The organism is Streptomyces sp. NRRL S-340, assembly GCF_000720185.1.
Classification (GTDB): domain Bacteria; phylum Actinomycetota; class Actinomycetes; order Streptomycetales; family Streptomycetaceae; genus Streptomyces.
In genome coordinates, this window is the sequence record NZ_JOIY01000013.1 from 23,015 (window position 1) to 45,644 (window position 22,630).

The following is a 22,630-nucleotide window of genomic DNA, read 5'->3' on the forward strand; positions in this document are numbered from 1 at the left end:
GGGCCGCAGGCAGGCTCAGGGACGACCCCGGCCGCAGGAAAACACCCGCCGCCTCACCGGTCGGCGACCGCCTCCCTGACCACCCGCCCCACTTCACCGGCCGCCCGCCACCTCACCGGCCACCCTCTGCGGCGCGCGGACCAGCGACCACCTCACCCACCACCCGCCGCGCTCACGGACCAGCGACCACCTCATCGGCCGTCTGACGCTCCGCCAGTCACCTCAGCGGCCATCGGTCACCTGACGGGCCGCGGGCACGCCGGGCCGCCCGCCCCGAGGCAGGGGCCCGGCACCGCCGCGCCCGCCGTACCCGCCTACTCCTCGGGCGCGATACGGACGCCGGTGTCGCGGTGCGTCACCAGGATGGCCTCCATGGGACAGGACTCCGCCGCGTCGACCACCTCCGGTGCGGGCTCGGTGGTCGGCGACGTCGGGTGCGAGGCGCCGTCACGGACCTGGAACCGCCCGGGTGCGACGCCCGCGCAGATGCCGGTGGCCATGCACGCCTTCTCGTCGACCTGTACGCGCCAGGCTTCCTCGCCCTGGCCCGGGACCCCGCCGGGAGCGCGCCGGGTGGGGTCCTGGTCCCGGCCGGTCACGCCGCGTCCCAGGTCACCAGCATCTTCTGCAGCCCCTTCACCCCGGCCCCCGCCTTCCACACGAGGTCCTCGGCGGTGCCGGCCAGGCGCAGGCCGGGCAGGCGCTCCAGCAGCGTGCGCAGGGCCACCTGGAGTTCCATCCGGGCCAGTTGGGCCCCCAGGCAGTGGTGCGGTCCGTGGCCGAACCCGACGTGCGAGGCCTCCTGGCGGGTCAGGTCGAGTTTCTCGGGGCAGGTGTAGACGGCGGTGTCGCGGTTGGCCGACGCGTTCGAGGCGACGACCGGTTCGCCGGCGCGCACCACCCCGCCGCTAAGCTCGACGTCCTCCAGCGCGTAGCGCGCGACCCCGCCGCTGCCCAGGGGCACGAACCGCATGAGTTCCTCGACGGCCTGGGGCACCAGGTCCAGGTCGGCGCGGAGCCGGGACAGCTCGCCGGGGTGCTCGAACAGCGTGTACACGAAGTTGGGGATCTGGCTGGCGGTGGTCTCATGGCCCGCGACCAGGACGCTGACGCCCATGGCGACCAGTTCGTCTTCGGAGAGGCGGTCCTCCTCGTCCCGTGCAGCCACCATCACTCCCAGCAGGTCGTCCCGGGGTTCCTTGCGCCGCTCGGCGACCAGTGACGCCATGTAGGCGGAGAGCTCGTCGGCGTAGCGTTCGACCTCCTCGGGGCGGAAGCGGGTGGTCGAGAGGAGGGCGTCGGACCACAGGCGGAACCGTGTCCGGTCCTCCAGGGGCACGCCCAGCAGTTCGCAGATGACCGTGACGGGCAGCGGCAGGGCGAAGTCGGCCACCAGGTCGGCGGGCGCGCCCCGGACCGTCATCGCGTCGACGAGACCGTCGGCGATGTCCTGGGCCCGCATCCGCAGCTGCTCGACGCGGCGGGCGGTGAACGCCTTGGCGACCACGCGCCTGAGCCGGGTGTGCTCGGGCGGGTCGAACGCCAGGATGTTGCCGCTCAGACCACGGTGGTACCGCGTCCTGGGCTCGTCGCGGGCGGCCGCCTCGGCGCGGCTGAACCGCGAGTCGCCGAGCACGGTCTTCACGTCCTCGTACCTGGTCACCAGCCAGGCGGGCTCGCCGTGGGCCAGGCGCACCGGGCACATCGGCTGGTTCGCGCGAAGCTCTTCGAACTCCGGCTCGATGAGCAGTTCGTCGGTCTCGTGGAACGGGAACGCCTGGGGATCGCTGATGGTCATGAGGTGCCGCCTCTCGTGGGGGAACCATCCGCAACGGGCTGTCCGCGCGCTGTGAGCATCACATTTCGTTCATATCGGAACCGTAAGCAATCTTGCAGGGCGCTGCAATATTGCTTTCGGACGCATTCCGGTTGGCGGCATACGGGCTGCCGGCGGGGCGGCGCCGGAGCGGCGCGTAGGGTGTGAGGGTTCCGATCAAGCCATGACAGGCGGTGCGCCGCCGCGCACCCTCGTCCGCCGCGGCAGGCACCGAGGAAGCTGGAGTCCCGTGACCGAGACCGAGGTCGTCACCGCGCCCCGTCCGCTGCTCCTGGACGACGGCCGGCCCGCCGCCGCGGCCTGGTCCCTCGATCCCGGCCTGCTGCACCTCAACCACGGGTCGTTCGGCGCCGTTCCGCTGGTCGCCCAGCACCGGCAGAACGAGCTGCGGGCCGAGATGGAGCGCGCGCCGGTCGTCTGGTTCCCGCGGCTGCCCGCCCGGATCGCCGAGACCCGGGGCGCCGTCGCCCGCCATCTGGGGACCGAGGCCACGGACCTCGCGCTGGTGCCGAACGCCAGCGCCGGCGCCAGCGTCGTCTACGCCGCCCTGGCCGCGTGCCCCGGCGGCGACGTCGTCGTCACCGACCACGGCTACGGCGCGGTCACCATGGGGGCCGAGCGCCTCGCCCGCCGCTGGGGCCGCCGGGTCCGCACGGCACGGGTGCCGCTGGCCGCCGACGCGGACCAGGCCCACCAGGCCGTGATGGCCGAGGTGGACGACGACGTCGCGCTGGTGGTCCTGGACCAGATCACCTCCGCGACGGCCCGCGCGCTGCCGGTGGAACGGGTGGGTGCGGAGCTGGCCCGGCGCGGCGTCACACTGCTGGTGGACGGCGCGCACGCGCCCGGCCTGCTGGCCGCCCCGCTCGACGGGCTGGTCTGCGACGCCTGGGTCGGCAATCTCCACAAGTGGGGCTGCGCACCGCGCGGCACGGCGGCGCTGGTCGCGCGCGGGCCGCTGCGCGAGCACCTGTACCCGCTGATCGACTCCTGGGCCGCGGCCGAGCCGTTCCCCGACCGGTTCGACCAGCAGGGCACCCTGGACGCCACCGGCCCGCTCGCCGCCCCGGCGGCCCTCGACTTCGTCGCGGACACCTGGGGCTGGGGGGCGGCCCGCCGCTACATGGACGCACTGGCGGACTACGGCGCCCGCGTGATCGCCGCCGCGTTCGCCGGATCCCCGGGCACGGCGGAGGCAACCGACGTCGGCATGCCCGTGCCCGGCATGCGCCTGGTCCGCCTGCCCGAGGGCCTGGGCACCAGCCGCATCGCCGCGGACGCCCTGCGCGACCGGGCCACCGCCGAACTGGGCGCGGAGGCCGCCTTCACCAGCTTCGGCGGGGTGGGGTACCTGCGGCTGTCGGCCCACGTCTACAACACCCCCGCCGACTACGACCGTTTCGCCGAGTCCTGCGTCCCGCTCGTGCGGCAGTGGGCACGAGCGGCCCGCGCCCGGAGCTGAGCGGCCGGCCCGCGCCCCGGCGGCCGCCCGGCACCGCGCGCGTGGTCCGTCACGACCGGCTGTGGCTGACCGTGAGGCCGTAGAAGGCGACCCGGGCCCCCTTCGTGGTGCTGTCGGAGGAGGACTGGTTGTACGAACCGGCCTTGAAGTACTGCTTGTACGGCCGGAACGAGGAGGGGATGGCGTAGTGGGTGGTGCTGCCGTCGACGGTCAGGTCGATGGTGTCGCCGCCGGAGACGGCGATGGTGTACCGCCACGTCTTGCCGGTGGAGACGTGCCCGACGGTGTGCAGCGTCTGGCCGCCGTCGGGTGAGTTCTCGGTGCCGAGGACGATGTCACCGCCGGCCCGGTAGTACAGCTCCACCAGCGGCTTGGTGGAGGAGCCGCCGGTGCCCAGGTGGATCTGTCCCACGCACACGTTGGAGGTCACGGAGACCACGCGGAGCGTGGCGTTCAGCCGGTGGGTGCCGCTGAGCGGCCAGTCGGCGGCGCTGCCGTCGCGGTTCATCTCCCGCAGTTCGGAGCGGGCGTAGTGGGAGTTCGGCGTGGTGACGCCCTTCTCGGGTGCCCAGAAGGTCATCGCGCCGTCGCGGGTGTCGGTGTAGAAGTACGCGTCCTGGTAGCCGTCGGGGCCCTGGAGCCGTGCGGAGGGGATGGTGGTCGGGGACCCGGGTGAGCCGACCGGTTCCTGGAGCTGCCAGGTCGACAGGTCGAAGTTGCCGCCCGGTGCGACCTTCGGGTCGGCGGCGTTCGCGCCGCCCGCGCCGAGGACGGCCAGGGTGCCGGTGAGTGCCACGACCGTCGCGGCGGCGACGATCCGGGAGCGCTGGGACGAGGTCATGGGGGTTCCTGCCGGTGGGGGGAAGGTGCCGGACCGAACTGTTCAACCGGCTGAACATCGAACGTGTACATGCACTGCCGGTGACCCGGGAACCTAAAGGTCTGAACCTGACACGTCAAGGGGTGCGGAGGGGTACGGCGGCGGGACGGCCGGGGGTACGGCGGCGGGAGGGTGTGCCGGCGGGGCGGCGGCGCCCCGCCGGCGGACCGGGGCGCCGCCGCGCCCCCGCGTCACCGGGTGAACCGCACCGGCAGACTGCGCGGGCCGCGGATCATCAGCCCGGGGCGCCAGGTGATCGCCGCCGGGTGGATGTCGAGGGCCAGGCCGGGGCAGCGTTCCAGCAGCGTCCGCACGGCGATGCGCGCCTCCAGGCGGGCCAGCGGCGCGCCCAGGCAGTGATGGATGCCGTGGCCGAACGCCACATGGCCGCGGGCGTCGCGGAAGATGTCGAAGCGCTCGGGTCCGGCGAAGCGCGCCGGGTCCCGGTTGGCGTCGGCGATGGCGACGAGGACGAGTTCACCGCCGCCGGGCACGACGGTGCCGCCGATCGTCACGGGTTCCGTGGTGAAGCGGTAGGTGGGGGTCTCCAGCGGGCCGTCGTAGCGGAGCATCTCCTCGACGGCGGCGTCGATCAGGCCGGGGTCGGCGCGCAGGGCGGCCAGTTGAGCGGGGTGGGTGAGCAGGGCGAGGACGCCGTTGGAGATGAGGTTGACGGTGGTCTCGTGGCCGGCGACGAGCAGCAGCCAGGCCATGCCGACGAGTTCCTCGTGGGAGAGGCGGTCGCCGTCGTCGTCCTCGGCCTGGATCAGCGCGCTCAGCAGGTCCTCGCCCGGCCGCTGCCGCTTGCCGCTCACCAGCTCCCGCATGTACCGGGCCATCGCGGCCGCCGCGGCCTTGCGCTCCGTGACGTCACTGGCGCCGATCGCGTCGTTCGACCAGGCCCGGAAGGACGCGCGGTCCAGGTCGGGGACGCCGAGGAGTTCGCAGATGACGGAGATGGGCAGCGGGAAGGACAGGGCCTCGACGAGGTCGGCCCGCCCGTCGGGGGCGGCGAGCATCCGGTCCAGGAGCGCGTCGGTGGTCTTCTGGACGCGCGGGGCGAGTTCCTCCACCCGGCGTGCGGTGAACTCGCGGGCGACCAGCCTGCGCAGCCGGGTGTGGTCCGGCGGGTCGGAGCTGAGCATGTGGGGCCCGGAGGAGACCGGCCCCAGCGGCAGCGCGGGCGACGCCTTCGCCCAGTCCTTGGTGAGCCGGGGATCGGCGAGCGCGGCGCGCCCGGCCTCGTACCCGACGACCAGCCAGGCCTCCGCTCCCCCCTTCGGGCATCCGGATGCGGTGCACCGGGCCCTGCGCCCGTAACCGGGCGTACACCGGGTACGGATCCCGGGTGAACGGCTCACCGAGCGCGGCGAGATCGACGATGCTCGTGCTCATGGACACAGCCCCCTCCTCACGGCCCCCGTAACCCACCGAATGTAGCCCCTCACCGGGCCGGGCCGCTGCCCTCGCGCCGGTCCGGGCGTGGCACCGGCGGGGTCAGCCCGGCCGCCGGCCGGGGCCGAGGTCGGCGCGGACGGTCGTGGCGCCGTCGCCGACGACGACCTCGGCGGACAGGGGCGGGCCGCCGGCGGTGGCGACGGTGTAGGCGCCCGGGGCGAGGCCGGTGACCGTGTACGTGCCGTCCGGTGCGGTCGTCGCCGAGTCCACCGGTTCGCCCGCCGCGCCGAGCACGGTGACACGGGCGCCGGCGAGGGGCCGGCCGGAGTCCGGGTCGCGGACCGTGCCGTGCAGGACGGCGGCCCCGGCGGACGGGCCGTCGGCGGCCTCTCGTACGCGCTCCCGCGGCGCGGGCCGGGTGCCGGGCACCGAGCCGGGACCCACCGGACGCGGCACGGCGGCGGTCCCGGCGACGGGCGCGGCCGGTGCCGGGGTGCCCGCGCGGCCGCGGACCAGCGAGGCCGCCGCGGCGGCCAGGGACATGGCGATGGCGAGCGAGAAGACGACGACGAGGCCGTGGTGGAACGGCTGCGCGATCAGGTGCGGGAAGTACTCGCGGCCGGTGAGGTGCGCGGCGGCGGACGGGGAGAGGTGGCCGAGGATGTCCGGTCCGAGCAGGTGCTGGATGGGGTTGTAGCCGAGGAACGCGGCGAACAGGACGCCGACCGGGGGCAGTTCGGCGACCGTGTGGGCGGCGCCCGCCGGGACGCCCTGGCCGGTCAGGCCCGAGGCCAGCGAGTGCGGAAGGGTTCCGGAGAGCCCGGCGACCATGAGCGAGAAGAAGACACCCATGGACAGCACCATGCCGGCGTTCTGGAAGGTGGCCCGCATGCCGGAGGCGGCGCCCCGCGCGTCGGCGGGCACGCTGGACATGATGACGGAGGTGTTGGGGGCGGCGAACAGGCCCCCGCCGAGGCCGTTGAGGAGGATCAGTCCGGCGAAGACCCAGTAGCCGAAGTCGCTGGGCAGGACGAGCAGTCCGGCGAACGACGCCGCCATCACCACGAACCCGGACGCGGCGAACAGCCGGGCCCCGAACCGGTCGGACAGCGCACCGGACACCGGCCCGGCGAGCAGGAAGCCGATGGTCAGCGGCAGCATGTAGACACCGGCCCACAGCGGGGTGTCGGCGTAGTCGTAGCCGTGCAGGGGCAGCCAGATGCCCTGGAGCCAGATGATGAGCATGAACTGCAGTCCGCCGCGGGCGATCGCGCCCAGCAGGGTGGCCGCGTTGCCGCCCGCGAAGGCGGCGTTGCGGAACAGGCCGAGCGGGAACATCGGCTCGGGCACCTTGGTCTCGACGAGACAGAAGACGCCGAGCAGCGCCACCCCGCCGGTCAGCCCGGCCAGGACCCACGGGTTGGTCCAGCCCATGGTGTGACCGCCGTAGGGCTGGATCCCGTAGGTGATCGCGGCGAGCAGCACCGTCAGCCCGGCGGCGAAGGTGACGTTCCCCCACCAGTCCATCCGTCCCGGCCTGCGCACACCGGTCTCGTGCAGCGACTTGTACGCCCATACGGTGCCGATCAGGCCGATGGGCACGTTGACCCAGAACACCGAGCGCCAGTTCCAGGTGACGAGCACGCCGCCCAGGACCAGGCCGAGGAACGAGCCCGCGATGCCGGCCACCATGTTGACGCCCAGGGCCATGCCGCGCTGCCGTGCCGGGAAGGCGTCGGTGAGGATGGCGGCGGAGTTGGCCATCAGCATCGAGCCGCCGACCGCCTGCACGATGCGCCAGCCGATCAGCCACAGCGCCCCGCCGCCACCGTGGAAGGGGTCGAGCGAGAGGACCACCGAGGTGAGCGTGAAGACGAGGAACCCGGCGTTGTAGATCCGCACCCGTCCCTTCATGTCGCCGAGCCGCCCCAGGGCGACCACCAGGACGGCGGTGACGAGCATGTAGCCCATCAGCATCCACAGCAGGTAGCTGACGTTGGCGGGTTCGAGCGGGTCGAGGCGGATGCCGGTGAAGATGCCGGGCAGCGAGATCAGCACGATCGAGCTGTTGATGGTGGCGAGCAGCATGCCGACGGTGGTGTTGGTCAGCGCCACCCACTTGTAGCCGGGGTGGTCCACGCCGGTCCACGACCTGGGGCCGCGCTGCTGGACGGTGGTCATCGTGTGCTCCCGGCGGGCCGGTGTCCGGGAGGCGTGGGCTGCTCGCGTTCCCCGAGCATCCGCCGTACGAGCGGCAGGGCGGTCCGCATCGCCGCGCCCAGCGCCTGCTGTTCCTCGGCGGGCAGGGCGGTGAGCAGCTCGGCCAGCCGGGCGTCGCGGGCCTGCCTGCGCTCGGCGAGGACGGCACGGCCGGTGCCGGTGAGGGTGACCAGGCTGACCCGTCCGTCGCCGGGGTCGTCGGCCCGCGCCACGAGGTCCTGCGACTGCAGCCGCTGCACCAGCTGCGTCATGGAGGGCTGGGTGACGCCCTCGGCGGCGGCCAGTGCGGTCAGCCGGGCCGGACCGTCGCGTTCGAGCCGGGCCAGGGTGGCGGCGGCGGTCAGACTCAGCCCGCGCCGGTCCGTCAGTGCCCTGATCACCGCCGAGGCCAGGTCGGCCAGGGCCCGTGCGGTGTCCTGCGCGCCGGGTGCGGAGTGCGACTGGTCCACCCTTCTTTCGTATCACGCTCCTATATAGGTGTCCTATCAAATGACGGTAAGGAAAAGGGGGGCGGGAAGCGGTCCGGTGCTTCCGTCCGCCGGCCGTGGCCTCCCCCGCCTCTCCCGCCCCTACCGCGTCCCGCGGGTGGCGCGGTACAGCTCCTCGGAGGTGGAGAGCAGTTCGCGCTGCTCCTCCTCGGAGCCCACCATCGGCTGCGAACCGTGCAGCGGCACCTGCGCGCTCTCGGGCAGGAACTTGACGGTCACCAGGCCGATGACGCCGGCCAGCATCAGGTAGTAGGCGGGCATCAGGTCGTCGCCGGTGGCGTTGACCAGGGCCGCGGTGACCAGCGGGGTGGTGCCGCCGAACGCGGCGACGGCGAAGTTGAAGCCGATGCCCATGGCCGCGTAGCGGACGGCGGTGGGGAAGAGCGCGGGCAGGGTGGCGGCGCTGGGGGCGGCGAAGCAGGCCAGGAGGGTGGACAGGATCAGGACGCCCGCGATCGGCGGCCAGGTGCCGTCCATCCTGAGCAGCAGGAAGGCGGGGACGGCGAGGACGATCATCGCGGCGGCGGCGACGGCGTAGACCGGGCGCCTGCCGACGTGGTCGCTGAGGCGGCCGATGAAGGTGATCAGCAGCACGATCCACACCATGCCCAGCAGGACCAGGAGGTCGGCCGAGCTGCTGGAGCGGTGGAGGGTCTCCGTCTGGTAGGTGGGCAGGTACCCGGTCACCATGTAGTTGGTGACGTTGTAGAGCAGCACGATGCCCATGCAGATGAGCAGGGCCGCCCAGTGCTTCTTGACGATGGTCCTGAACTCGCTGCCCGCCGACTTCTGCGCGAGGCTCTTCTCGTGCTCGTCGAGCTGCTGCTGGAAGGCGGGCGACTCCTCCAGTCTGAGGCGCATGTACAGGCCGATGACGCCGAGCGGGCCGGCGATGAGGAAGGGGATCCGCCAGCCCCACGAGAGCATCTGGCCGTCGCTGAGCAGGAAGTTCAAAGCGGTGACCAGGGCGGAGCCCAGGGCGTACCCGACGAAGGTGCCGAAGTCGAGCCAGCTGGAGAGGAAGCCGCGGCGGCGGTCGGGCGAGTACTCGGCCACGAAGGTGGTGGCTCCGCCGTACTCACCGCCGGTGGAGAAGCCCTGGACCATACGGGCGAGCAGCAGGAGCACGGGCGCGGCGATGCCGATCGTGCCGTAACTGGGGATCAGGCCGATGGCGAACGTGCCGGCCGCCATCATGATCATGGTGGTGGCGAGGACCTTCTGCCGTCCGAGGCGGTCTCCGAGGGGCCCGAAGAAGAGGCCGCCCAGCGGCCGTACCACGAAGGCGGCGGCGAAGGTCGCGAAGGAGGAGATCACCTGCGCGCCGGGTGAGGCGCCGGGGAAGAAGACCTTCCCGATGGTGGCGGCGAGGTAGCTGTAGACGCCGAAGTCGAACCACTCCATGCAGTTGCCGAGGGCGGAGGCCCCGACCGCGCGCCTGAGCAGGGGCGGCTCGACGACCTGCACGTCCTCCTTGCGCAGCGCACGCCGGCTGCGCCTCAGTCTGCGGGTCAGCTCGTCGCGGACCTGCTGGGGCAGGTGCGCGACGGTCTCCCGGAGGCGCTCCCCGCTGGAGGGTCCGGCCTGTCCGTCGGGTGTCACATCCATGACCACGCCACCTTGCCCGTTCACTCGCTGTTCGTCCGTTTTCCGGTGTTTGTAATGTATTGGCATTCTGCTGAAGATCGGCAACCTCCGTGGTGGGTCGGCTGCCCCGATGTGCGCTCTTCACGCACCGTCCGGCGCGCCCGTCGCGGTCCGCCCGGCGCGCCGTCCGCCGCCCGCGGCGGTGATGCCGTACGCACATACGGTGACAGATCTCTTACTGTCTGCGACGCTCGGAGTCCGCCCCGGGACGGGCCGCTGTCGGGTCCGTCGCGGGGCGGACCGCCCCGGGGTCCGGCCCGGCCTGAGTGGCCCGCGGGCGCGCCCGGTGCCGGGCGGGGCGCCGTGCTCGCCGTACAGCTGTTCGCCGAGTGTTCCCCGCTCCGTCACCGCCGGGAGCAGCGGTTGCTGCGCCCGGCGGTTCTCATCGTCGGAACAGGCGGCGACACGGCCCGGGCGGCCGCGGCCGTCCCGGCCGGCACAGCCATCGGAGAGGGAGGACGTCATGGGTCTCCAGCACAGGTCCGCCGCGCGGGTGCGAGCCCTGCTGAGCACCGGCGCGGCGCTCGCCGTCGTCACGTCGGGCGGGCTGTGGGGAACGGCCCGGGCCGCGGTGCCCGGCACCGCCGCCACCGGCCCGGCCGCGTCCGCGGTCAGGTGGACGGCCACCGCACTCGCACCGGGCGTCGAGGTGCGCAGCGCCGCCCTCGGGAACGCCGGCGCCGAGCCGGTGTGGACGGTCACGGTCCAGGCGCCGGCCACCGGCCGCCTCAGCGGCGCAGCGACCTGGGCGCCGGTGGGCACGCGGTACTGGGCCGACGACACCGCCGCGCGCCTGCGGGCGGCCGGCCACCCGCCGCGGGTGGAGAAGGTGTACTGGCCCATGTACTCCGACACCCCGCACGGCGTCATGGGCATGCGCGTCAGGATCGGCACGTACGCCACCGAGGCCGCCGCGCGCACCGTCGCGCGGACGGTCACGGCCGCGGGCTTCCACACCGCCGTCGACTGGACGGGCTACGACGCCGACCAGCCCGCCGACCGGCAGAACGTGCACGTCGCCGTCGTCGACCCGCGCAGGTTCACGGGCACCGTCCGGGGCACCCACGACGGCAACGTCGCCCAGCGCGCGACCACCTCGTCGGTCGCCGCGAGACTGGGCTCCCTGGTGGGGGTCAACGGGGGGTTCTTCGTCACCTCCGACGCCGACGGCGTCCAGGGGACGCAGTCGGGCCTCAGCGCGGACGACGGTGTCCTGCAGTCCATGGCCGCCGGTTCCCGGGCGGCGCTGATCGTCGAGGGCGGGGGGAAGCGGGCGCGGGTGGCGGACCTGACGACGGCCGTCACCGTGTCCGCGGGTGCGCGCCACCACGACGTCCAGGGCATCAACCGGACACCCGGGCTCGTCCGCGACTGCGGGCGGCCGGGGGTGACACCCAGCGAGCGGCCCTGGCAGGACGTGACCTGCCACATCTCCGACGAACTGGTGCTGTTCACGGACGAGTTCGGCGCTCCGCTGCCCACCGGGCCCGGCGCCCAGGCCGTGCTGGACGCGGCGGGCCGCGTGGTGTCGGCCGGGGCCCGGGGCGGCTCGGTCCCGGCGCACGGAACGGTCGTCCAGGGAATCGGCCCGGCCGCCGGCTGGCTGACCGCTCACGCGCACCGGGGCGAACGGATCGATGTCCGCGCGGACGTCCGCGACACCGCCGGCCGGCCGGTGCGGCTGGAGCGCGGTGACAGCGTCGTCAGCGCGGCCCCCACTCTGGTCCGCCGCGGCCGTACGGACATCGACGCGGCGACGGAGGGGGTCGTGGACCCCCGGGACCTGTCGTTCGGCTACGCCTGGGCGAACGCCCGCCAGCCGCGCACCATGGCCGGGGTCGACGCCCGGGGCCGGCTGATCCTGGCGACGGTGGACGGCCGCCGGACCGGCGGCGGCAGCGAGGGCTTCACCCTGCAGGAAGCGGCTTCGTTCATGCGTTCGCTCGGCGCCGTGGACGCGCTCGCCCTCGACGGCGGCGGCTCCACCGCCATGGCCGTCGGCGGTGTCCTGGTCACCAGTCCCTCGGACACGACGGGCGAGCGTGCGGTCGGCGGCACCCTCCAGGTGCTGCCGTCCGCGCCTCGCCGGTGACCCGCGCCGGGGCGGGCCCGGTGCGCGGCGCCCGGTCCGGAGCGGCCCCGTCGCAGGGGGCCTCGGCCGCGCGGTCCGCGCGGCCGGGCGGTCCGGCCGGGCCGCCCGGTGGAACCGGTCACTCCCCCTGCGGCGCGGCGGGGGCGGCGGCCGCCGGGTCGGTGGGCGCGAGCGGGCGGCGCGTACCGCCGGCCGCACCGGACGCCTCCGCCGGGCCGCCGGCACCGGGAGCGGGCTCCGGGCGGTTCCGCCGCGCGCCGAGGAACCGGTAGAGCACGGCCGGGACGACCAGGCCGACGATCCAGGAGATGTCCGCGCCGCCCAGCGGGCCGACGAGGGGACCGGTGTAGAAGCTCGTGGACAGGAAGGGGAACTGGGCGGCCAGTCCGATGCCGTAGACGAGCAGGGCCTCCCAGCGCCAGCCGCCGTAGCGGCCGTGGGGGTCGGACAGGGCGGGCAGGTCGTAGCGTTCCTTGGAGATGAGGTAGTAGTCCACCAGGTTGATCGCCGACCACGGGGTGAAGAACGTCAGCAGGAAGAGCAGGAAGTCGGCGAAGGAGTCCAGGAAGGAGTTGCGTCCGGCGAGCGCGACGGCCGTGCCCGCGACCATGATGGCCGCGATGTAGGCCGTACGGCCGCGCTGCGACAGGACCCGCCGGCCGCGGAATCCGCTCACGCTGGTCACGATCGACATGAAGCCGCCGTAGGTGTTGAGCACGTTGACGGTGAGCTTGCCCAGCGCGATGACGAAGTACAGGAAGGAGGCGATCAGACCCGCGCCGCCCAGGCTCACGACATAACCGACCTGGTCGTCGAGGAAGGCCGTGCCCGCCGTCGCGGCCACCACGACGCCGAAGGCCATCGACCACTGGGCGCCGAGCACGGTCCCGGCGAGCGTCCAGCCGAAGGTCGCCCGGGGCGAGGTCGTCCGCGGCAGATAGCGCGAGTAGTCCGCCACGTAGGGGCCGAAAGCCAGCTGCCAGGACGCCGACAGGGACATGGCGAGCAGGAACATCGGCAGGGTGAAGTGGTGCTGGTGCGCGACGTGCCCGAGGTCGATCCTGCTCAGGAGCCTGCCGCCCAGGTAGAGGAAGCTCAGCGCGCACACGACGCTGGCCACCCGGCCCAGCGCATGGATGACGCGGTAGCCGACGGTCGCCATGACGGCGGTGACCAGCGCGAAGAGGATGATGCCGGGGACCGGGCCGAGACGGGTCAGCTTGCCGACGGCCTGACCGGCGAGGACCGACCCGCTGGCGAAGAAGCCGACGTACATCACGACGACCAGCACCAGCGGTACGACCGCGCCGCGCACCCCGAACTGGGCCCGGGAGGAGATCATCTGCGGCAGTCCGAGCCGGGGCCCCTGGGCCGAGTGCAGGGCCATCACCCCGCCGCCGAGCAGGTTGCCCGCCAGCAGGCCGGCCAGCGACCAGACGACGTCACCGCCGAGGACCACGGCGAGGCCGCCGGTGACCACGGTGGTGATCTGGAGGTTGGCCCCCAGCCAGAGGGTGAACTGCGAGAACGCCGTGCCGTGGCGCTCCTCGTCCGGGACGACGTCGATGGATCGTCGTTCCACAATTGCCTGGGCCATGTACTGCTCCGTCCTGGTAGGCGCTGGACGATGTCGCTTGGCCGGGCGAGCGCTCGGACCGACTGCATATGGCTATGCAGACTATGGGCTGATGAATGGATTGCCAATAGTCCGCAGGCAGATCGGATAGTCCGCAGGCAGATCGGTCCGGTGGCCGGGGGGCCGTCTACTCGCCCCCGGTCGGCAACGGCCTGGACGGCGCCTCGGCGGGCGGTCCGGCCCGGCCCGGAGCGGCAGCCTCGGCGGGCCGGGAGGCGGCCCGGGGAGTGGAGGCGGACGCGGCGGTCCGGGCGACCGTGTCCGCGGCCGGCGCCCGGTCGTGCGGTGCGGTGTCCAGCGCCCGGTGGACGGACAGGCCTTCGATGAGGGCGTCGAGCTGGCAGGCCGTCACGGGATCGTCGAAGTGCCGCTCCAGGACCCCGGCCGGCCTGCATCCGGGCACGGGTCAGCTCGGGTCAGCTCACGGAACGCGGGCTGCCGGGCGGCCAGGGCGGACAGCTCGTGGGTGGGCACCGGGTCCCGCTCGTCACCGTCCGGGATCCGGCGCACCAGGCCGGTGACCGCCGCCCTGTCCTCGCCGGGGGCCGGTGGCCGCGCCGAGGTGCTTCCCGAAGGGGGCGACGTGCGCCGCCGCTCCGGCGAGTGTCGCCCAGGTGGTCACGCCGGCCGGCCGGGGGTCAGTCGCCCCCGCAGGACGCGCGCACCTTCAGCTCGGGAAGCAGTTCCACCCGGTGGACCGGGAGGGACGCCCCGTGGCGCAGCCGCCGCAGGAGGAGGTCGACGGCCGCGGCGCCGACGGCCCTCTTGGGCGGGGCCACGGCGGTCAGCGGCGGCGCGCCGAGGGCCGCGAAGACGTCGTCGTAGCTGATCAGCGCCAGGTCCTCGGGGACGGACAGACCCCGCGCCCGCAGCAGCGCCGGGAGCTGGATGGCGTCCTGATCGTTGTGCACGAGCGCGGCCCGCACCCCCTTCTCCGCCCCCTCGGCGAGCTTCCGGCTCACCAGTTCGGGAGCGGTGGCGGGGTCGTCGATGTCGATCACCGGCTGCGGTGTCAGCTCCAGCGACTCGCAGGCCTCGGCGTAGCCGCTGCGCACCTTCATCGCGGTCCAGGTGTCGCGGCGGGCGGCGAGGACGACCGTCCCATGACCCAGCGCGGCCAGGTGGCGCAGGGCGAGCAGCACTCCGTGGTGGTGGTCGGAGCTGACCGAGTCGAGTTCCGCGGCGGGCGTCCCGGCGGCGGCCCGGCGTTCCACCAGCACGGTGGGCACGGGCAGTTCGTGGAGCCAGCGCCAGTCCTGGGGGTTGTCCGTGGACGTCCAGTTGGGCGTGAGCATGAGCCCTTCGGCGCCCGACCTGAGCAGTTGCTCCGCCTGGGCGCGGTCCGCGCGGGGGTCGTAGGAGTCGTAGGAGGAGATGCCGAGCACGAGATGGGCCCCGGCGTCGGCGGCGGCGGCACGCGCTCCGGCGATCACTTCGTCGAAGTACTGACTGACCGTGTGGCTCACCGCGGGCACGACCAGGCCCAGGGTGCGACCGTCGACCGGCACACCGAAGCGCTCCTCGGGCACCGACACCGAGCCGTGCGCACGGCGCAGCAGGCCGCCGTCGGCGAGGGCGGCGACATCGCGGCGCACGGTGACCGCCGGCAGGTCCAGACGGGCCGCGAGATCCGTCACCCGGACCGTGCCGAGCTTGCGCACGATCTCCAGGATCCGCGTCCGGCGCTCGTCCGCCGCGATCGACATGGCGGTCCCTTTCTCATCGGTCCGACGTCCCTCGGAGAATATCATTCGATCTCCGAGTGATCTACTGCTCAAGCAGAGACAAGAGGATCATTCATTAGATCGGTTTCTGATCGAAAATCGATCACCTGGTTCATTTGTATTGACGCGGTCATGTCGTGCTCCTAGCTTCTGGGCCCCGACCAGCGCAGGAGGAGCCTCTCCATGAGCATCAGATCCCTGGGCACGGGCCTCGTCGCGGCCACCCTGGCCGCCGCCAGCGCCCTCATCGCCTCCCCCGCCACCGCGTCCCCCGCCACCCCGGCGCCCGCCCGGGCCTCCGCCGCCACCGGCACCGTCGTGCACCTGGACTGCTCGCGGGCCGCCGACGGCACCGGCACGCAGGACGCTCCGTACAACTCCCTGGCCTCCGTCAACGCCCTCACCTTCGGGCCCGGGGACACCCTGGCCGTCGCGTCGGGCACGACGTGCCACGGCACGCTCGCGCCGCGGGGCAGCGGCACCGCGCAGGCACCCGTCACCATCACCCCCTACGGCACCGGCCCCGCCCCGGTCATCGACGCGGACGGGGCGGAGAACGCCCTCCACCTGACCAACCAGGACCACTGGAGCATCAAAGCACTCGAACTGACCGATCCGGCCGGCACTCCCGCGCAGCGGCAGGGGCTGCTCATCGAGTCCACGGACGGCCGCACGCACTCCGGGTTCGACGTGGACGGACTGATCGTCGACAAGGTGGCGGGTGAGACGGACAAGGCCTCCCACGCGACGGCGTTCTCGCTGTCCGCGTGCATCCGCACGGGCGCGTCCGGCACCGGGTCGCTGCTCAGCGACGTCCACGTCCACGACACCCGGGTCGGCAACTGCGGCGGCGGCGGCATCAAGGTCCGCGTCGGCTCGGTCAACACCCGCCTCGGCCAGAACGTCCTCGTCGACCACAACACGGTCAGCGCGGTCGGCGGCGACGGCATCATCGTCTCCTACGCCGAGTCACCGCTGATCGAGTACAACACGGCGGCCGGTCTCGGTACCGGCGCCTACCCGTGGACCGGCGGCAACTTCGCCGGGATCTGGGTGCTCGGCGACCACGACGCGACGATCCAGAAGAACGTCGTGTACGGCAGCGTCATGTCGGCCTACGACAGCGAGGCGTTCGACTGCGACTGGGGCAACACGGGCCACTGCACGGTGCAGTACAACTTCAGCCGCGACAACGCCGGCGGGCTCTTCCTGGACTGCGACGGCTGCGGCACCGTGGGCGGGGCGACCGAGGTGGTCCGCTACAACGTCTCCCAGAACGACTGCCGCATGGTGGGCGCCGGGGGCGGCCGTTCGGCGCTGCGCTTCTACAACAACGTCGTCTACTGCCCGGGCAGGAAGCTCGACGTCTCCGTGCCCGCCGACAGCCTGCTGGAGAACAACATCTGGGTGGGCGGCGCGGACTCCCGGCTGCCCACCGGGCCCGGCGTCTCCTGGCAGTGGAACGTCTTCCAGGGTGTGCCGCGGCCGACCGCCAACGGCATCGTGGGCGACCCGGGCTTCGTCGCCCCCGGCACCGGCGGCGACACCCTCGCCTCGGCCGACGGCTACCGTCTCGAGGCCACCTCGCCCGCGCTGCGCAACGGCGGTGTCGTCGCGGACAACGGCGGCCTCGACTACTGGGGAGCCCCGGTCTCGGCCACGGCCAAGCCCGACCGCGGCGCCTACAACGGACCCGGGCTGTGACCGCCGGACACCGGTCCTGACCCTGGCCGTCACCCCTGCCGTCACCCCTGGCCGGCCCCGGGCCGGGCCGGGGTGACGGTCACCGCGTCGGCGTGGAACAGCACCTCGCGGTCGCCGCCGGGCAGTCGGACGAGCAGCCGGTGCCCCTGCGGCACGGCCTCGGCGGTGATCCGCACGGCGGGCGGCGCGGCGGCGTCCGTGCCCGTCAGCCGCATCGCCGAGACGAACAGGCACCGCTCCCCCGTGACCGTGCCGGTGAGCACCGGCACCGCCGCCGACGGCCCGAAGGCGGTTCCGGCGGGCAGGGGCCGTGCCCGGGCGGTGTGGAAGCCGTGCAGCACGACGGCCTCGGACAGCAGCGCGCCCCCTGCCCGGCGCTCGGCCCGGGCCCGCGCCCGCCCGCCGTCGGACGTGGTCCCCACCGCGTGCCCGGCCACGGCCCACCCGGTGTGCCGGACCCCGGTCCCGGTGGCGGCGCCGCGGACCAGGTGTGCGTGCACCTCCAGGTCGCCGGCCACGAGGACGAGGGAGGTGACGGTGACGCCGGGCAGTTCGGCGCCGCCGACGCGGGGCCGGTGGCTGGAGGCCGCCCAGCCGGAGCCGGCGCCGAGCGGGCGGATCGGGCCCCGTTCGCTCGCCTCGTCGCCGGCCAGCAGCGCGAAGTGGTTGTCGGCGGTGCCCTCGAAGACGGGACCGGTGGCGGTGGAGTACGCCAGGCGGGCGTACAGCGGATCGTCCGGCAGCACTTCGCCGGCCGGCTGGTCGTCACTGCCGTGGTTGTGCACGCGTACGAGCCCGTCGGCGGCGGTGGACTGGACCAGCCAGCCCGGCGCGGGCAGCGCGAGGACGGTGTCGGCCCGCTCTGCCGGGGCGGGTTCCTCGGCCGCGGTCCACACCGGGTGGCCGGCCGGCAGCAGCAGGCCGAGGAAGCCCTTGCTCGCCCAGTACGGCGAGGCGGGCCCCGAGTAGGACTGCACCAGCGGCGGGCAGGGGCCGTGCCAGCCGAGCGTGAGGAGGCCGTCCTCGTCCGTGGCGCCCCGGTCGAGGAAGTGACGCAGGGCGCCGGAGGCGAGGCGCCGGGTGGTGCCGGGGGTCAGCGGGCTGTGGTCCGTCAGGGCTCCGGCCCACAGCGCGGCGGCCGAGGCGAACCGGTAGACGAGGGAGCGGCCCTGGTGCAGCGGGGCCCCGTCGGCGCCGAAGGTGTGCGCGTACCCGCGCAGGTGGGCCGCGAGCCGTGTGCCGAAGCGGTCGAGCAGGTCCGTGGCGCCCGACAGGTGGGCGTGCAGCACCGGATAGAGGTGGAAGGCCCAGCCGTTGTAGTGGTCGATGGCGCGCGGGCGGCCGTCGGTGTACCAGCCGTCGCCCAGGTACCACCGTTCGATGCGGGCCAGGCCCCGTTCCACGGCGCGTTCCGCGGCTTCCGTGTGGTGGCCCGCCTCGGCGAGGAATCCGCCGACGGTGACCTGGAAGAGCCACCAGTTGTTGTCGACGGGCGTGTGGCGCAGGGCGCCGGCGAGCCAGTCGGCCGCGCGGGCGCGTTCCGGCCCGGGGAGGCGGTCCCACAGCCACGGGCGGGTCAGGCGCAGGGCGAGTGCCACCGAGGCCGCCTCCACCATGGCCTGCCCCCGGTCGGTGACCGCCGGCCAGCTCACCGGGTCGCGTCCGGTCAGTTCCCGGTCGGCCGTGGGGCGGCGGGTGCCCGCGGTGAGGCCTTCGGCGTACCGGTCGAGCAGTCCCAGCGGGTCCCCGCCGCCGGCCCCCGCGACGCGGAACGCGGCCAGCAGGAACGTACGGGCGTAGCCCTCCAGCGCGTCCGAGCGCGGACCGGACCGGCTCGGGCGCGGGCCCGGCAGCGCGATCAGGGCGTGCTCCGGGCCGGCGTGCCGCAGCGCCGCGCCGAGCAGCCGGTCCGCCACCGCCTCCCAGTGGGCACGGGTCCACCCGGTGTACGGGCTCAGTGCGCGGTCCTCGGGCGGGAAGGGCGGGTGCGGCATGGCGAGGGCTCCTGGCTCGGGGATGCCGAATCTAGGAGGCGTCCGATCGATCGTCAATGCGGGCGATCGAATGATCGGATGGTGGGGTGGCGACATCCGGGAAAGCGAGGAATGAGCCCGTATGCGACCGCGATGCCACTGATCAGCTCTGATCGTTCGATCGGAAGGTATTGACTTCGATCGGATGTGTTCTCAAGATGTGCCTACCCGGGCCCGACGGCCACGGAGTCCGGCAGGCCTCGTCGCCGCCGGTTCCCACCGGGTACCTTCCACCCGTCTCGTTCCCAGGAGCCGAGCCATGTCCGCTGCCCCTGCCCGCAGTCGCAGAGCCCTCCGCGCCGCCGCCGCCCTCACCGCCGCCGCCCTGTCCGCCACCCTCCTCGCCGCCTGCGGCGGGAGTGACGACGGGCCGTCGGCCGGTGCGGGCAAGCCCGCCGACATCACCTTCTGGGGCTGGGCCAAGGGGACCAAGCAGGTGGTGGACGCCTTCAACGCCTCCCACAAGGACGTCCACGTCACCTACGAGGAGATCCCCTCCGGCGCGGCCGGCGGCTACGCCAAGCTGTCCAACGCGGTCAAGGCCGGCAACGCGCCCGACGTCTTCAACGTCGAGTACCCGCAGCTCCCCGACTTCGTCAGCCAGGGCGCGGTCCAGGACATCAGTCAGTACGTCGGCTCCGACCTGAAGGCCAAGTACCTGCCGCAGGCGGTGCAGCTGACCACGCTCGGCGGTGCCACGTACGCGCTCCCGCTGGACGCCGCGCCGCAGGCCTTCTACTACCGCAAGGACCTGTTCGCCAAGGCCGGCATCAAGGCACCCACGACCTGGGACGAGTTCCGCTCTGCCGCCCAGAAGCTGAAGAAGGCGGAGCCGGGCAGCCGCATCGCCACCTTCTTCCCCGACGACCCGACCACCTTCGAGGCGATGGCGTGGCAGGCCGGCGCCCCCTGGTTCGGCACCTCGGGCGACACCTGGCAGGTGGGTCTCGACGGGGCGGACACCCAGAAGGTCGCCGCCTACTGGCAGAAGATGATCGACGACGACCTGGTCCGGGTGCAGCCCTCGTTCAGCCAGCAGTGGACGGCCTCGCTCCAGAAGGGGCAGACCGCCGGCTACCTCGGCGCCTCCTGGGGCGGCGGCGTGCTGAAGGGCACCCTGCCCCAGGACCAGTCCGGCAAGTGGGCCGTGGCCCCGCTGCCCTCCTGGAACGGCGCTCCGGCCAGCGGCATGCTCGGCGGCAGCACCTTCGCCGTCTCCAAGGACAGCAAGAAGGCGAAGGCGGCCGTGGAGTTCGCCACCTGGGCCACCACGACCGCGCAGGGCATCCAGGCCCGGATCTCCTCCGGCGAGTCCTCGGCCTACCCGGCCGACCCCGAGCTGGTCCCGGTCGCCGCGAAGGCCTTCTCCACCGCCTTCTACGGCGGCCAGGACATCTACGCCGTCTACAAGAGCGCCGCGCGGTCCATCGGGCAGAAGTGGACCTGGGGACCGGCGATGGGCGTCACCAACAACTCCCTCAAGGACTCCTTCGGCAAGCTCTCCTCCGGCTCCGGCACCATCGCCCAGGCGCTCGCCACCGCGCAGAAGGACACCGTCGCCGAGATGAGGACCCGTGGTCTGAAGGTCTCCGCCCGATGACGCCCACCGCTCCCACGGCCGCCCGCGCGGTCGCCGCCGCACCCTCCCGTACCGCTGCCGTCCGGCGGCGGCGGTACGGAGCACCCGCCGTACTGCTCGCCCCGTTCTTCGTGCTCTTCACCGCCGCCACCCTGGTGCCGATCGGCTACGCCGTCTACCTGAGCCTGTACGCGGAGCACCGCTCCGGTCTCGGCTTCGGCGGCGGCGAGACCGTCTTCACCGGGCTCGGCAACTACACCCGGGCCCTGGGCGACGGCGCCTTCCGCGGCGGCTTCGCCAACCTGCTCCAGTACTGCCTGCTGTACATCCCGCTGATGATGGCGCTGGCCCTGGTCCTCGCCCTGCTGCTGGACTCCGCGCTGGTGCGGGCCCGCCGCTTCTTCCAGCTCGCGCTGTTCCTGCCGCACGCGGTGCCCGGCACCATCGCCGCACTGGTCTGGGTGTACCTGTACACCCCGGGCATCAGCCCGGTCATCGGCGCCCTGAACTCCTTCGGCGGCCAGAGCGATCTGCTGGGCCACCCCCTGCCGGCCGTCGTCAACATGGCGGTGTGGGAGTGGACCGGCTACAACATGGTGATCTTCTTCGCCGCGCTGCAGGCGATCCCGCGCGAGGTGCTGGAGGCCGCGGTGGTCGACGGCGCCGGGCCGCTGCGCACCGCGCTCAGCATCAAGGTCCCCCTGATCCGCTCCTCGCTCACGGTGGTCGGCCTGTTCACCGTCATCGGCTCGCTGCAACTGTTCACCGAGCCGATGATCCTGCACGGCACCACACCCAGCGTCGTCTCCACCTGGTCCCCCAACATGTACGCCTACACCGCGGCCTTCGAGCGGCACGACTACGGCCTGGCCGCCGCGTCCTCCGTCCTGCTCGCCCTGGCCGCCGCCGCGCTCTCCTTCGTCGTCACCCGCGCCACCCGAGGCCGGGGCGGGCGGGCCCGGTCCCAGCACGCCACGGAGGCCGCCGTATGACCACCGCCACCGCACGGTCCGGTGCCGCCCGCGGGCGCGGCCGCCCCTGGTCCCTGTCCAGGACCGCCGTCAACGGCGCCCTGGTGCTGGCCACCGCGTACACCCTGCTGCCGCTCGGCTGGCTGCTGACCGCCGCCGCCAAGAACACCGGCGACCTGCTCGGCGGCCGTTCCCTGTCCCCCTCCACCTGGCACCTCGGCGCCAACCTGCACGCCCTGGCCACCGCCGGGGACGGCATCTACTTCCGCTGGTACCTCAACTCCCTGCTGTACGCCGGGATCGGCGCCGTGCTGTGCGCGCTGGTGTGCGTGTGCGCGGGATACGCCTTCCACGTCTACGCCTTCCCCGGCAAGGAGAAGCTCTTCGGCCTGGTGCTGCTCGGCGTGCTGGTGCCGACGACCGCGCTGGCCCTGCCGATGTACCTGCTGGCTTCCGAGCTGGGCGTCGTCAACACCTTCTGGGCCGTCTTCGTCCCCAGTCTCGTCAACCCCTTCGGGGTCTACCTGGCCCGTGTCTTCTGCGCCGGATACGTGCCGGGCGAGGTACTGGAGGCGGCCCGCATCGACGGCGCCGGGGAGCTGCGGACGTTCTGGTCGGTCGGTCTGCGCATGGTGATGCCCGGCTTCGTCACGGTCTTCCTGTTCCAGTTCACCGCCATCTGGAACAACTTCTTCCTGCCCCTGGTGATGCTCTCCGACAACCGGCTCTTCCCCGTCAGCCTCGGCCTGTACAGCTGGAACACGCAGTCCCACGCCTTCCCCGAGTACTACCCGCTGGTCGTCACCGGCTCCCTGCTCGGCATCGTCCCGCTGGTCATCGCCTTCGTCGCCCTGCAGCGCCACTGGAAGGCCGGCCTCACCGCAGGCAGCGTCAAGTGACGTCCGCCCCTGCCGCACACGTACCGGAGACCCGAGTGTCCAACCCCCCGACCGCACCCG

Annotated in this window: 16 protein-coding genes and 1 pseudogene; 6 read left to right on the forward strand and 11 right to left on the reverse strand. The window is 73.3% G+C overall.

The features are described 5' to 3' along the window. Window positions 1-314: 314 nt before the first annotated feature. Both IG64_RS12410 and IG64_RS12415 read right to left on the reverse strand, forming a co-directional pair. A complete protein-coding gene (locus tag IG64_RS12410; protein WP_037855062.1) occupies window positions 315-599 on the reverse strand; it encodes a ferredoxin in 285 nt (94 codons plus the stop codon). After that, window positions 596-1,798 carry a cytochrome P450 gene (locus tag IG64_RS12415; RefSeq protein WP_037855063.1) on the reverse strand — a complete coding sequence of 401 codons (1,203 nt, stop codon included), beginning with the start codon at window positions 1,796-1,798 and terminating at the stop codon, window positions 596-598. Before IG64_RS12415 ends, IG64_RS12410 begins: the two co-directional genes overlap by 4 nt. 268 nt (window positions 1,799-2,066) lie before the next feature. Between IG64_RS12415 and IG64_RS12420 the strand changes: the two genes are divergently transcribed. Beyond that, complete coding sequence (locus IG64_RS12420) at window positions 2,067-3,299, forward strand: aminotransferase class V-fold PLP-dependent enzyme (protein WP_037855064.1); 1,233 nt, start codon at window positions 2,067-2,069, stop codon at window positions 3,297-3,299. 49 nt (window positions 3,300-3,348) lie between these two features. On the opposite strand, the gene IG64_RS12425 is transcribed toward IG64_RS12420, so the two are convergent. The 5 genes and pseudogenes from IG64_RS12425 to IG64_RS12445 form a co-directional block, all read right to left on the reverse strand. Further along, complete coding sequence (locus IG64_RS12425) at window positions 3,349-4,140, reverse strand: polysaccharide lyase family 7 protein (RefSeq protein ID WP_037855066.1); 792 nt, start codon at window positions 4,138-4,140, stop codon at window positions 3,349-3,351. Between the two features lie 230 nt (window positions 4,141-4,370). Then, window positions 4,371-5,574 (reverse strand): annotated as a pseudogene (locus IG64_RS12430) (cytochrome P450 family protein). Window positions 5,575-5,676: 102 nt separating this feature from the next. After that, window positions 5,677-7,758: an MFS transporter gene (locus IG64_RS12435; RefSeq protein ID WP_078883946.1), complete on the reverse strand. Its 2,082-nt coding sequence runs from the start codon at window positions 7,756-7,758 to the stop codon at window positions 5,677-5,679. Then, window positions 7,755-8,246: a MarR family winged helix-turn-helix transcriptional regulator gene (locus IG64_RS12440; protein ID WP_037855068.1), complete on the reverse strand. Its 492-nt coding sequence runs from the start codon at window positions 8,244-8,246 to the stop codon at window positions 7,755-7,757. The genes IG64_RS12435 and IG64_RS12440 overlap by 4 nt, the downstream gene beginning before the upstream one ends. A 120-nt stretch (window positions 8,247-8,366) precedes the next feature. After that, on the reverse strand, window positions 8,367-9,893 hold the full coding sequence (locus IG64_RS12445; RefSeq protein WP_051812757.1) for an MFS transporter: 1,527 nt from the start codon (window positions 9,891-9,893) through the stop codon (window positions 8,367-8,369). A 502-nt stretch (window positions 9,894-10,395) separates the two neighbouring features. On the opposite strand from IG64_RS12445, the gene IG64_RS12450 reads away from it, so the two are divergent. Beyond that, the gene (locus IG64_RS12450) at window positions 10,396-12,024 is read left to right on the forward strand and encodes a phosphodiester glycosidase family protein (RefSeq protein ID WP_037855070.1); all 1,629 of its coding nucleotides are present in this window, start codon (window positions 10,396-10,398) and stop codon (window positions 12,022-12,024) included. 118 nt (window positions 12,025-12,142) lie between these two features. Here IG64_RS12450 and IG64_RS12455 read toward each other — a convergent pair whose 3' ends face one another. The 3 genes from IG64_RS12455 to IG64_RS12465 form a co-directional block, all read right to left on the reverse strand. Further along, window positions 12,143-13,621, reverse strand: coding sequence for a purine-cytosine permease family protein (locus IG64_RS12455; RefSeq protein ID WP_037855072.1), 1,479 nt, complete (start codon window positions 13,619-13,621; stop codon window positions 12,143-12,145). Window positions 13,622-13,787: 166 nt separating this feature from the next. Next, window positions 13,788-14,063, reverse strand: a complete 276-nt coding sequence (locus tag IG64_RS43070) for a hypothetical protein (protein WP_051812758.1) — start codon at window positions 14,061-14,063, stop codon at window positions 13,788-13,790. A 235-nt stretch (window positions 14,064-14,298) separates the two neighbouring features. Next, window positions 14,299-15,366 (reverse strand): substrate-binding domain-containing protein, encoded by a 1,068-nt coding sequence (locus tag IG64_RS12465; protein ID WP_037855073.1) that lies wholly within the window; start codon window positions 15,364-15,366, stop codon window positions 14,299-14,301. Between the two features lie 201 nt (window positions 15,367-15,567). Between IG64_RS12465 and IG64_RS12470 the strand changes: the two genes are divergently transcribed. Beyond that, entirely contained in the window at window positions 15,568-17,088 is a 1,521-nt protein-coding gene (locus IG64_RS12470; protein ID WP_037855074.1) for a right-handed parallel beta-helix repeat-containing protein, read from the forward strand. Window positions 17,089-17,129: 41 nt separating this feature from the next. On the opposite strand, the gene IG64_RS12475 is transcribed toward IG64_RS12470, so the two are convergent. Further along, window positions 17,130-19,082, reverse strand: coding sequence for a DUF2264 domain-containing protein (locus IG64_RS12475; protein WP_037855076.1), 1,953 nt, complete (start codon window positions 19,080-19,082; stop codon window positions 17,130-17,132). Window positions 19,083-19,380: 298 nt separating this feature from the next. Between IG64_RS12475 and IG64_RS12480 the strand changes: the two genes are divergently transcribed. From IG64_RS12480 to IG64_RS12490, 3 genes are read left to right on the forward strand one after another with little or no spacing between them, the layout of a single operon-like run. Then, a complete protein-coding gene (locus tag IG64_RS12480) occupies window positions 19,381-20,721 on the forward strand; it encodes an ABC transporter substrate-binding protein (RefSeq protein ID WP_037855078.1) in 1,341 nt (446 codons plus the stop codon). Further along, entirely contained in the window at window positions 20,718-21,692 is a 975-nt protein-coding gene (locus tag IG64_RS12485; RefSeq protein WP_234438484.1) for a carbohydrate ABC transporter permease, read from the forward strand. The genes IG64_RS12480 and IG64_RS12485 overlap by 4 nt, the downstream gene beginning before the upstream one ends. Then, window positions 21,689-22,570, forward strand: coding sequence for a carbohydrate ABC transporter permease (locus tag IG64_RS12490; RefSeq protein WP_037855079.1), 882 nt, complete (start codon window positions 21,689-21,691; stop codon window positions 22,568-22,570). Before IG64_RS12485 ends, IG64_RS12490 begins: the two co-directional genes overlap by 4 nt. Window positions 22,571-22,630: the final 60 nt, after the last annotated feature.